General features: G+C 60.0%; 9 protein-coding genes. 6 read left to right on the forward strand and 3 right to left on the reverse strand.

Features of this window, described 5'->3' with window-relative positions; all coding sequences use genetic code 11:
* Positions 1–118 precede the first annotated feature (118 nt).
* From CAF80_RS25000 to CAF80_RS28955, 4 genes are all read left to right on the forward strand, one after another.
* The gene (locus CAF80_RS25000) at positions 119–814 is read left to right on the forward strand and encodes a DNA-3-methyladenine glycosylase (RefSeq protein ID WP_085668082.1); all 696 of its coding nucleotides are present in this window, start codon (positions 119–121) and stop codon (positions 812–814) included.
* A 54-nt stretch (positions 815–868) separates the two neighbouring features.
* Complete coding sequence (locus CAF80_RS25005; protein ID WP_074691589.1) at positions 869–2185, forward strand: bifunctional DedA family/phosphatase PAP2 family protein; 1317 nt, start codon at positions 869–871, stop codon at positions 2183–2185.
* A gap of 248 nt (positions 2186–2433) precedes the next feature.
* Positions 2434–5907 (forward strand): calcium-binding protein, encoded by a 3474-nt coding sequence (locus tag CAF80_RS25010; protein WP_176240930.1) that lies wholly within the window; start codon positions 2434–2436, stop codon positions 5905–5907.
* Positions 5908–6198: 291 nt separating this feature from the next.
* The gene (locus CAF80_RS28955) at positions 6199–7962 is read left to right on the forward strand and encodes a hypothetical protein (protein ID WP_176240931.1); all 1764 of its coding nucleotides are present in this window, start codon (positions 6199–6201) and stop codon (positions 7960–7962) included.
* Between the two features lie 19 nt (positions 7963–7981).
* On the opposite strand, the gene CAF80_RS25020 is transcribed toward CAF80_RS28955, so the two are convergent.
* The 3 genes from CAF80_RS25020 to CAF80_RS25030 are packed head-to-tail and all read right to left on the reverse strand — an operon-like array spanning position 7982 to position 9661.
* Positions 7982–8572 (reverse strand): LON peptidase substrate-binding domain-containing protein, encoded by a 591-nt coding sequence (locus CAF80_RS25020; protein WP_039771871.1) that lies wholly within the window; start codon positions 8570–8572, stop codon positions 7982–7984.
* 10 nt (positions 8573–8582) lie between these two features.
* Positions 8583–9299: an LrgB family protein gene (locus CAF80_RS25025; RefSeq protein ID WP_007958637.1), complete on the reverse strand. Its 717-nt coding sequence runs from the start codon at positions 9297–9299 to the stop codon at positions 8583–8585.
* Positions 9299–9661, reverse strand: coding sequence for a CidA/LrgA family protein (locus tag CAF80_RS25030; protein ID WP_039771873.1), 363 nt, complete (start codon positions 9659–9661; stop codon positions 9299–9301). The genes CAF80_RS25025 and CAF80_RS25030 overlap by 1 nt, the downstream gene beginning before the upstream one ends.
* Positions 9662–9854: 193 nt before the next feature.
* Between CAF80_RS25030 and CAF80_RS25035 the strand changes: the two genes are divergently transcribed.
* A complete protein-coding gene (locus tag CAF80_RS25035) occupies positions 9855–10310 on the forward strand; it encodes a MaoC family dehydratase (protein WP_085668083.1) in 456 nt (151 codons plus the stop codon).
* 110 nt (positions 10311–10420) lie between these two features.
* On the forward strand, positions 10421–12148 hold the full coding sequence (locus CAF80_RS25040; protein ID WP_039771876.1) for a C13 family peptidase: 1728 nt from the start codon (positions 10421–10423) through the stop codon (positions 12146–12148).
* The last annotated feature ends 26 nt before the right edge of the window (positions 12149–12174 follow it).

Below are 12174 nucleotides of genomic sequence, written 5' to 3' on the forward strand. Positions count from 1 at the left end.
CTAACAGCGGTGACGGGCGGATGGTCGAAATGGACGGCGATTTGCCGACGTTCAGCCGGGATTAAGCCTTGAATTGTTATCATCACGACCTCCTCCGCCTGGATAAACACTGTTTGCCATGTCCAACCTGACCGTTCGCGCCACCTCCGCGCGCCAGCCTGTCGGCCTTGCGGACGCCTTTTTTGACCGTGACGCCCAGACGCTGGCCAAGGATCTGCTCGGCAAAGTCATTCGCCATCGGGTCGGTGACTTGTGGCTCAGTGCCCGAATCATCGAAACCGAGGCCTATTACCGCGAGGAAAAAGGCAGCCACGCGTCCCTCGGCTACACAGAAAAGCGTAAGGCTTTGTTTCTGGACGGCGGCCACATCTATATGTACTACGCCCGTGGCGGCGATTCGCTGAACTTCAGTGCGCAGGGTCCGGGCAATGCGGTGCTGATCAAATCGGCCTATCCGTGGGTCGACGAGATCAGCGGCCCGGCCAGCTTGGCGCAGATGCTGTTGAACAACCCCGACGCCCAAGGCCGACCGCGCCCGTCGCAGAAACTGTGTGCCGGGCAGACGCTGCTGTGCAAGGCGCTGGGGCTGAAAGTGCCGGTGTGGGATGCCAAGCGCTTCGACCACGAAATCCTGCTGGTGGAAGACACCGGCCCCGCGCCGACCCACGTGATTCAGACCACCCGCCTGGGCATTCCCCATGGCCGCGACGAACACTTGATGTATCGCTTCGTCGATGCGGCTTACGCCCAGTGGTGCACGCGGAACCCGCTGCGCCGGGGTCAGGTCGAAGGTCGCGATTATTTTCTGCTGTGAATGCACACCCTTCGGCTCGCCGATCAGGGACATCAATGAAATGGAGTGGTTTGTATGGGCCCATGGCTCGATAGCGTGACCGGGTGGCTGGCCGCCAATCCGCAGTGGCTGGCCGCCGCTGTGTTTGTCGTGGCCTGCGTGGAATGCCTGGCGATAGCCGGCTTGATTGTGCCCGGCACGGTGCTGCTGTTTGCCGTGGCGGTGCTGGCCGGCAGCGGAGCGCTGTCGTTGAGTGAAACTCTGTTGCTGGGTTTCCTTGGCGGGATTCTCGGTGACGTGATTTCGTATTTCCTCGGCCGCCACTTCCACCAGAACATCCGGCGCTTGCCGGGGTTGCGCCATCACCCGGAGTGGATGGCCGGCGCGGAAACCTACTTCCAACGCTACGGCATCGCCAGCCTGCTGGTCGGCCGTTTCATCGGCCCGCTGCGACCGATGCTGCCGATGGTCGCGGGTATGTGCGACATGCCCTTCCCGCGCTTCGCCGCCGTGAGTCTGCTGGCGGCGGCCGGCTGGAGCCTCGCCTATCTGCTGCCGGGCTGGGCCACCGGGGCGGCGATTCGCCTGCCCTTGCCGGAAGGCTTCTGGCTGCAGGCCGGGATCGTCGCCGGCAGCATCGCCGTGATGGTCGGTCTGAGCGCCAACAGCAGCCTGCGCCGTCATCGCCGGGCGACCATCTGGATCAGCAGCATGAGCCTGTTGATCCTGATCGGCCTGTTCATCGGTTTTCCATACCTGACCGCGCTCGATCAGGGCGTCATGACCCTGGTGCAGGAGCACCGCAGGCCGGCGCTGGATGAAGTGGCAGTGGTTTTCACCCTGATCGGTGAGTTCCGCAACATGCTGTTGTTCAGCGCCCTGCTGACAGCGCTACTGTTGCTGTGTCGTCAGTGGCGCCACGCGATCTTCGTCGGCGGCACCCTGCTCGTCACGGCATTGGCCAACACCGGGACCAAACTGTTTTTCGCCCGGGTACGCCCGGAAGTGCTGACTGACCCACTCACCAGTTACAGCATGCCCAGCGGCCATGCATCCGGATCGTTCGCGCTGTTCCTGACCCTGGCCGTACTCGCCGGACGCGGGCAACCGCCACGGCTGCGACTGACCTGGCTGCTGGTCGGCTGCATTCCTGCACTGGCAATTGCCCTGTCACGGGTATATCTGGGCGCGCACTGGCCAACGGATGTCCTGGCCGGCGCCATGCTCGCCGCCTGTGTCTGCGCAGCGGGCCTGTGGCTCAGTCAACGTCATGCACCTCTTGGTGCAATGCCGCAGAAAGTCTGGTGGCTGGTATTGCCAGCTCTGGTCGCTCTATTTGGCTTCTTCGTATTGCGACACCTGCCACACACCCTGCTTCGATACGCCTATTGAGCCGCATCCGCCGCTTGCGGATTCCCCTTCGGGGCGAATCCGCAAGCGGCGATCAGTCCTGTTTCTGAACTGAAACGCTGCTGTTTCGACAAATACGTCACCGCCAAGCTTGCTCCAAGTAAAAAAGACAACATTCGTCATCGCGATAAACCGACAACCATAAATATAATTAGCAAAACATTAAGCCTGGCCAAAAATTTATTGCATGACAGATTGAATACTCATTACCTCATGGAAGAGTATTGATCTTGTCTATCCCGTTCGAAAAAACTTCGGAAACTTATCCTACAGCCGCAATTGTTATTTCCGACCTAAGTAATTCATCAACTAACAATGAGACCGACACTCCCTCTCCGATCGATCGCACACCCAGCCTGCATGAAACAGACAGCCTGTTCGGCCCCCTGCGTATCGGTGAGATGACCGTTACCCGCGAGGAACTGAGAGCCTTGGGCGGACGGCTTAACGGGCAGGTCATCACAGCCGCCAACTCCTATTTCCCCGAGCCCGATCAAACATTCATCGACGCACTGGAGTTCGATCCGGCCGAAGTTGAGCAGCGCATCAAATCAGTCAATACGCAAGAAGGCCAGAAAGTTGCGCCACTGCTGTATGAGATTGTCACGCAACGCTCACCCGATGCCCCAGCGCTGATGCGCGAGATGGCCGCCGGCGATTCCGCGCCAGCGATGAACAAGATCAACAGTCTGCTGAAAGCTACACAACGTCTGGACATTCGCAGAGACCCGCTGCCGGATCATTTGCCCAGCTGGGTAGACAAGGCCAAGAGTCGCAGCATGACCAGCATGGGGGTGGGGTTGCAGGCCTACGGACTGTACAGCGCGTATACCGGCGCCATCGACGCTCTCAAGAAAGGCCAAATGGGGGAAGTGCTGATCAATGTCGGCGGCGGCATTGCGGAGATAACCTCGCTGGGATTCGAGTACGCCTTGAGCAGGACAGGCGAGCACATGATCCGGCAGGGATCGATGGCCATCGAACACTTCGGCAAGACCGGCATGGGCAAATGGCTGTGCCGGGGGGCAGGCCTGATCGCCAGTGCGCTGACACTGCCCTTTGACATCTACACCGCGATCAAATCCTTCAACGATGCCGCCAAGGCCCAGGGAAAAGAGGCGCAGGATCTCTACGTGACCGGGGGATTGAGTGTATTCAGCGCCGCGCTCTCCCTCGCGTTGGGTTGCGCGGCACTGGCAGGTTTCCAGGCAGCCGGCCCGGTGGGTATCGCAGCGGCGGCCATCATGATTGTCGGTGCCAGAATCTACGGCGCCGTCCGGGCTGTCGACGACATCGACGATTACATCGAACTGTCCGTGAACGAACGCTGGCGTGCCGGCTGGTTCGCCTTCACCGGGCAGGACCAGGACAAGGCGCTGATGGAGCGATATCTGATCTCGAAAACCACCAGCGACTATGCCAAGGCCTTGAAAACCCAAAGCCTGCGCTGGCTGGACAATGAACTCAAGGACAGTGTCGACGCGATCGTCAATGGCCGATTCGATGTCAGGCTTCAGCCCACTCGTCTCTCACGGTATCAATGGGATGAGGCCAAGGGCGAATTACCCTATGTCACTGAAAACCTGCCAGTCATCGTCGAAACCGATGACCATTACGATGCACGAGCCGGTCTGCCTGACTCGGATGCCATCGTGACCAGCCTGAAGACTGACACTGCCAAAGGGGTGTTCTGGAATCTGGGTGGAGGCAATGACACGGTGCAAGGCGTGCGCGACAAACCGAACTTTTTCAGTTACGGCGCCGGCGACAAATCCCTCACCGGCGGCGACAAGGACGATTCGTTTCTCTTTCAGTCCGCCGGCGACGCACTCTCTCGCGCAGAGGTCCGCGCGAATCATCTGCAAGGGGGAGACGGTACCGACCTGCTTTGGCTTCAAGGCACTCACAGGCATCTGGATCACATCCCGAATCCACCGCTTTACCTCGGTTACGACATCGACATGAAAACCGGAAGGCTCGGGTTGCGTTCAGCAAACCCCGCAATCGAACCGGTATTGCATTCCACGTTCAGTTCCATCGAGAAAGTCGAAACCCTGGCCGGTGCCCGCAACCGGGTCAACGGATCGGATCAGGCCGACGTCATTACCGCCAACGGGCAGGATCAGGTCAATGCCGGTGCAGGGGATGACCACATTTCAGTTCGAGGCCACTTCGTCAGCGTTGACGGCGGTAGCGGTAACGATATCTACCAACTCGACCCTCTGAGTCGCCAGATCCTCGTCACTGAGGATGGTCTGGAGCCGAGCAGGGTCTATCTGGGTGTCACCCTCGAGGCCGTTCAAAGCTGGACCATTCGGACTCATGCCCTGGTCGTCGAATCATTGCGCGACGACCATCCCCGATCTCCGCTGCGCGCCCTCGTGCTCGAAGCGGTTTACCGGACCGTCGATGGCAAGCGCGTATTGAACAACGACAAATGGATATTCATCACGCAGGACGGTTACCACCTGCAACCTCAATGGCCCGCCGAGATTGCGGACCAGAGCGACCGCCCCCTGCGTGTCAACGTCCTCACTGCCGGCCTGGCCAAGCCCTCCCCGGTGCAGCTCAACAGCCCGGTCAACATACCGCCGACCAAAGCGCACTCGTTCTACTTCGTCTCCAGACGCAACTACCACACCGTCCTGAAGGCAGCACCGCAGAGCAATGGCGGGCGCAGTACGCTTTATATCGACTTCGACAGCAAGGACATTGCCGATGTCGAGGCCGTCTATACCGTTACAGTCCGACAGACAAACGCATTTACCGTGCTCGACTACGACGATGTCCACTTCAGGATTGCTTTCGGTGCGGGTGCAGGGCTGCTCTCGGTGCACGGGGCCGTCATCGAAGATACGGGAAAAAAAAGTGACAGCGGCGCGGGGATCCTGACCGCGGGCTGGAAGATGAATCACGCCTTCACCCTGGTCATGCGTGACGGTGTTTCCTATGCCCTCGACTATCCGGCCAATGTCTGCCTGGACGACGCCAGGAACCCGGGCTATCGATCGGTGGCAAGCCGTGCCTCACTGCGAGAGCGTGCCGGTACCTACCTGTTCGTCAAACCCTCTGTCGAAAAGCGAACCCTGAGGAATACCCCGCAACGCATCGATTTCAAAGCCATCGATCACAACACGAGCTACTGGCTGGAAGGACGATCCTCGACCTATGCGCTCTACCCGTCCAGCAACCTGTCCATTCGCCTGTCCACCGCCGAAGCGGACGCGAACCTGCGGGGTTCATCGACCTGGCACATTCATGCGCACCAGATGAAGGAAAAAATCAACGACAGCCATCTTTCCATCAAGGATGACCTGCTGAAGATCGGCAGCCTTCATGTTCATCTGCCCGACACCAACGACGTTTCGCTGCCCCTGGAAACCATCGACGTGATCGTTACATCGGGAGATCGGTACCGGGTCAATGCACTGTTCGAGGTGATTGGTCTGCATAGCGTCAACGCCTCGTCCTGCGGATCGACCCAGGCAATCGTCGTCCTGGTGAACGACCATAAACGCCGACAGATGCTGGAAAGCGATAACGTTCTCATCGAAAACATTCATCTGTCCGACGCACCTCATGCAGAGATTTTCTACAACGCGGCAACAGGCAAGTGGACAGCCAACGGCGCTCCCACGCGTCTGGTCGATCCCGAACACCTGATCATCGAAAACAGGGTTGCCGCCATAACGGCCGCGAACTGAGTCGCGGCCCGCTAACCACATCAATCGTCAAGGAATGACACGATGCGCCCCAAAACACCCCCGCCATCTAACTCTTCGAGAGTGAGTTCGCAAACGCCAACGGACACGTTCGTCAATCGACCGCGTCCGGAGGTGGAAATACCGGTACGGCATCGACCACACCCGGATATTCCCACCCCACCTGTCGTCACACCCGGGCAGGGTTCCGGCAGTCACTCGGCCGACAGCGGCACCCCGCCCAGGGTCGAGATATCCGACCTGCCGGATGCCCAACCCGTAACAAGCGGCGGGTTGACCGGTTACCTGTTGAACCAGGCGCTGTTGCGCAACATGCAGGCAGCGGACGCCGATGGTTTTCGCTTTGTCGTCGGACGCCGTTTCGTCGATATCCAGGACCTCGGCACCGTGCATGTGGAGTTCGACGCAGTCCACGCCGCCTATCGGGTAACCGATCTGTACAGGAAACTGGCACCCGGCCCGCTGATCCGCAGAGATCCGGGCGAAACAACATGGCACCTTGCCGATCAACCGCCGAAAGCACCATTGGCCAAACGTCCTGCCTCTGATCAGGGCGACACACAAATCAAGCGTACGACCACTTCACAACCGCAACATTTCCGGCCTTTGTCACGTATGCACCTGGCCCCCATGCCTCACTGGGTACAGGTTGATACCCAAGGTTATTACCGACGGCAGGAATTTTTTTCCAGCTTACCGAACGCCGATTATTTTTACGGATTCAAGGGTCCTGACAACTATTGGGTTCAGGTTGACGAACCGCCGGCCGGTTTCAATGGTTCGCCCACCCACCTGACAGCCTGGAAGGACCATCAGATATGGGAGGCATACGGCATTCACGGCCAGGACATCACGCGTTTGCGGGAAGAAGGCCAGACCGGTGGCAGTCGGCCGCACTGGGTCAAACCGATGGTGACCGGCAATGCCAGACAGGATCTGATCATGGATGGTTTGCGCTGGTTGCATCCTCAGAAGACGCTTGATGAAGTGACTGAACATCTGCGCAGCTACAATCTTTCGCCCGTGCAGCATGTGCAGCTGCGCAAGGATCTGCTCGACAACCCGCAGCAAATGCCGCAGTGGGCGGAGCAGCACCGATTGCGCTCGCTCGACGAAAACGACCCGGGGCGCTTCGATCAACTGCGTCGGGAAATCGAGCCGCTGATCATCCCGACAAGAAACGGCAAGCTCTGGCGCGGCGATCTGCTGGACTTCGACCAAAGCCTGAGCCGGCCGTTTCTCGACGGGTTTCTAGCCAGTCTGGGTTACCTGCGCAACAACAGCGGTTGCCTGTATCGCCTTGATATTCCCGGTTTGTTCCGGGCAGATGAGCGAACGCCGTTCGAGTTTTATAACGACGGCAGAATGCTGCCGCGCTGGAAACATCCGCAGGGAGCGACCACCCAAAAGCCGATCAGCGCGACGGTCAGTCTGAAGTTGCTCCACGAGTATGGCGGCAATGGCAGAAATCCGCCGGATCCGGAATACCTGCTCTACAACAACCAGAAGAACAAATACCCCGGCAAAAAAACCGGTAAGCCTGACCCTGATTCCGGCGAATCCGATAACGAGTGGTCTGATGCCTCTGACGTGGAACTCGATTCCGAGCGCAACTACGAAACGACTCGACATAACCAGAGTTTCATCTTCGCCTACATCATCGACACGCGAAAAATGGAAGTCGTGCTCAGGGAAGAAAACCAGCTACTCAATCTATCCGCTGAGAAGAATGGCGCGTGGTTTCCTCAGGATGAGTTTGAAGCGCTTATCTCCGCCTCGAAAAAGGGCATCGAGTCCAGCCGACTCTGGCTGCTCGACTCAACCCATACACGGGCGGCGAAAGTCGACGATGTGGCTGAGGCAGGAATAGACCCCTGGTTCACCTCTTCGAGTATTGAAGAGCGTACCCATCGCGGCGCCTACAACCAGCATGAATATGACGCGCTGATCGACAAGGTCGCCAAGGCCGGCAAGCCGATACTGACACTGGACCCGGGCAAGGAGTGGTTCGCCGGCGACATCGTCTGGCCCGAGTAACGGAACCGCTCAGCCGGCCTTACGCAAACAGTTCCCCCTGCAACTCATCGAGCAACGCCTGGATCGCATCCAGTCGCTGCTGCGGATCGTCGAGTTGCAGCAGGTCGATCTTGTCCTCTTCGGCAAAGGGCAACAGGTAGGCCAACTGGTTGGCCAGCGATTGCTGGCCAACCGCTTCAGTGCCCATGTTCAGCGCTTCGACCATCGGGTGCTCGGCCAGGGCCTTGAGCAGCGCCACCAGATCGGCGTCTTCATCCTGCAACGGTTGTTCGGGTTCTTCGTCCAGCCACTCGACCTCGGCCACGATCAACTGATCGCGTTGCACGTCGGTGCGTTGCACGATGAAGCGCCGCCCGCCCTGCACCCGGATGCCCAGCAGTCCGTTGTCCTGCTGCTGGAAATCGGTGATCCGCGCTTCGCAGCCGACCATGGCGAAACCTTCCGGCGCCACGCCGACCTCAGTGCCTTCAAGGATGCACACCACACCGAATCCGCCGCCCTGTTTCATGCAACGGCCGATCATGTCCAGGTAGCGCGCCTCGAAGATCTGCAAATCCAGATTGCAGCCGGGAAACAGCACCGTGTTCAGCGGAAAAAGCGGCAGACTCATAGACATTTCCTTACACCACCATCGACACCGCCAACGGCAGGAACACCGCCGTGGCCACGCCCATCAGACTCATCGCCAGCGCCGCGAAGGCGCCGCACTCATCGCTCTCCTGCAACGCCACCGAAGTGCCGACCGCATGCGCCGTCATGCCCAGCGCCATGCCGCGCGCCTCGGGGCTGTGCACGCCAAGGCGGGTCAGCAGCGCCGGGCCGAAGATCGCACCGATCACCCCGGTGATCAACACGAACACCGCCGCCAGTGCCGCGACACCGCCGATCTGCTCGGCCACCAGCATGGCAATCGGCGAGGTCACCGACTTGGGCGCCATGGTCATCAGAATCATGTGATCGGCGCCGAACCACCAGCCCAGCGCCACGCCCATGCCCGTGGCGACCACGCCGCCTATCACCAGCGTAGTAAAAATCGGCCAGAACAATTGGCGGATGCGCCGCAGATTCAAATACAGCGGCACGGCCAGCGCCACGGTTGCCGGCCCCAGCAGAATGCTGAGGATTTCCGTACTTTTGCGGTACTCGGCGTAGGTCAGGCCGCAGCCGACCAGCACGCCGATCACCAGCAACATCGAGACGAGTACCGGTTGCAGAAAGATCCAGCGGGTTTTCTCGAATGCCGCCAGCACCAGTTGATAGGCACCGAGGGTGATGCCGATGCCAAACAGGGGATGGTGAATCACCGAAGCCCAGGCACCTTGCCAGTCGAACAGCATCAGGATTCCTCCGAATGCGGCGCGTGACGCTTGACCAGCCGTTGCATCAGCACGCCGGCGAAGGCCATCGACAGAATCAGCGACACCACCAACGCCCCGACGATGGCCCAGAAATCGGCGGCAATCGCCGTGGCGTAGACCATCACACCCACCGCCGGCGGCACCAGCAACAACGGCAAATAACGCAACAGGCTGCCGGCGGCGAGATTCAGCGGCTCGCCGACTTCACCGCGCACGATCAGGAATGCCAGCAACAGCAAAAGGCCGATGATCGGCCCCGGCAGCACCGGCAACAGCAAATGATTGAGGGCCGTGCCGAGCAATTGAAACAGCACCAGCATGGTCAGGCCACGTAGCAACATCCGACATCTCCGTCTTACTTTTCACCCCGCAGGTCGCCCGCATTATAAGCACGCCTGCGCTATGAACCGGCATTCGCCAAAAGCATGGTCGGTTGACCTGAGCAAATCGCCATGATGATCTACAGTGGTTCGCAGGGCGGTCAAATCCCCCACCTGAAAAACTATAAAACCGATGAACCCAAGGAGAGTCTCAATGCCCTATGTTCCCGTTGCAGAGCTCAAAGATTATGTCGGCAAGGAACTCGGACGTTCCGAATGGCTCACCATCGATCAGGAGCGCATCAACCTGTTCGCCGAAGCCACCGGGGATTATCAGTTCATCCACGTCGATCCGGTCAAAGCCGCGCAAACGCCATTTGGCAGCACCATTGCACACGGTTTCCTGTCGTTGTCGCTGATCCCCAAACTGATGGAAGACATCCTGATCCTGCCGCAAGGCGTGAAGATGGTGGTCAACTACGGCCTGGACAGCGTGCGTTTCATCCAGCCGGTCAAGGTCGACTCCAAAGTCCGGCTCAAGGTCGATCTGGGTGAAGTGACCGAGAAAAAACCTGGCCAGTGGCTGCTCAAGGCCACCGCCACCCTGGAGATCGAAGGCTCGGACAAACCGGCCTACATCGCCGAACCGCTGTCGCTCTGCTTCGTTTAAGCGCCTGGATGCGAAGCGGCTCACGCTGTTTCGCATCCGCTCCTCCCTGCCGGCTGTATAAGGTCACATAGCTGCGGCATACTCGGTCGCCTAATTGCCCGGATCCCGCTATGCGCTCATTCGCCCCTCTTGCTCCCCTTGCCTTGACCCTTTTGCTGGCCGCGTGTGGCGACGGCGAATCGCTGTTGCCGCCGGATGCGCGCCTGCCCGACGGCGGCCGCTATCGTGGTGAACTGGTCGATGGCTTGCTGCAAGGCCAGGGCCGGGTCGACTACCCCAACGGCAGCTGGTACGCCGGGGCGTTCGACAAGGGGCAATGGCATGGCCAGGGCGAATGGCACGGCAGCAATGGCGAGGTCTATCGCGGCAACTTCCAGCAAGGGCTGTTCGACGGCCAGGGCACGCTGACCACCACGGCCGGCAGCTACACCGGCGGCTTCAAGCTGGGCCGACGTGACGGCGAAGGCACCCTTAAAGAAAACGCGATGACCTATCGCGGCGAATTCAAGGCCGACCAGTATTCCGGGCTCGGTCGCCTCGAGCTGGATGACGGCAGTTCCTATCAGGGCCAGTTCGCCCACGGCAAACCCAACGGCGAAGGCCAGCGCGGCGATGCCAGCGGCAATCAGTTCACCGGCCACTTCGTCAACGGCCAGCTCGAAGGCAACGGCACGTTCAACAGTGCCGACGGCGACATCTACGTCGGCGGCTTCAAGAACAATCAACTGCACGGCAAGGGTCGCTACGAAAACGCCGATGGCGATGTCTGGCTCGGGCAGTTCAAGGAAGGCGCGCTGACCGGCAAGGGCGAACTGATCGGCGCCGACGGCAGCCACTACATCGGTTACTTCAATGATTGGCGCTTCAGCGGTCAGGGTCGCCTGAACCTGTCCGATGGCAGCTTCTACGTCGGCGGGTTCGACAGCGACAGCTATTCAGGACGCGGCACCCTGGTGCTCACCGATGGCAGCGTGCTCAGCGGCACCTGGATCAACGGCCAGCGGGTACGCGATGCCGACGGCAAGTTGCTGCCGGACACCCTCGAACTCGGCCTGCTGGCCCAGGGTCGCCTGCTCGATGAAGCACTGGCCAATGTGCCGGCCTCGACCCCGGCAGTGGAGCTGTACACCCTGACCCTCGGCGGCGATGGCAAGCAGAGCGTGTTCCTGCGCGAATCCGATTACGTGGCCAACATGCTCACCAGCCGTTTCGGCGCGTTTGGCCAGATTCGCCTGGTCAACCACCGCGACCACCTCGGCGACCGACCGATGGCCACCCGCGAAAACCTGCGCCGCGCAGCGCTGACCCTGGCCGAACGCAGCGGTCCGGAAGATCTGGTCTTCATCTACCTGACCAGCCACGGCACCGCCGAGCACGAACTGGTACTCGACCAGCCGCGCATGGAACTGGCCGACCTGCCCGCCGACGAACTCGCCGCCGTGCTGGCGCCGCTGAAGAACCGCGACAAGATCATTGTCATCTCTTCGTGCTATTCCGGCGGCTTCATTCCGGCGCTGAAGGACGAGCGCACGCTGATCATGACCGCCTCGCGCGCCGATCGCGTTTCGTTCGGTTGCTCCGAGGAGGCCAACTTCACCTACTTCGGCGACGCCCTGTTTGCCCAGGCGCTGAACCAGACCGACGACCTGGAACAAGCCTTCAAACTGGCCAAGGCCACCGTCGCCGAACGGGAACTGGCGGACAGCTTCGAAGCCTCTGAACCGCAGATCTGGGCGCCGAAAACCGTACTGGCGCACTGGCAACTGCTGCGTAAACAGCAAGCGAGAAAAGCATTGCAAAGTGCTGCATTGAACGACGGAGCGACAAACAGCAACTAAGCTGAACAGTATCAAGGGAGAGACAC

The organism is Pseudomonas sp. B34(2017) (assembly GCF_002112915.1).
GTDB lineage: Bacteria > Pseudomonadota > Gammaproteobacteria > Pseudomonadales > Pseudomonadaceae > Aquipseudomonas > Aquipseudomonas pharyngis.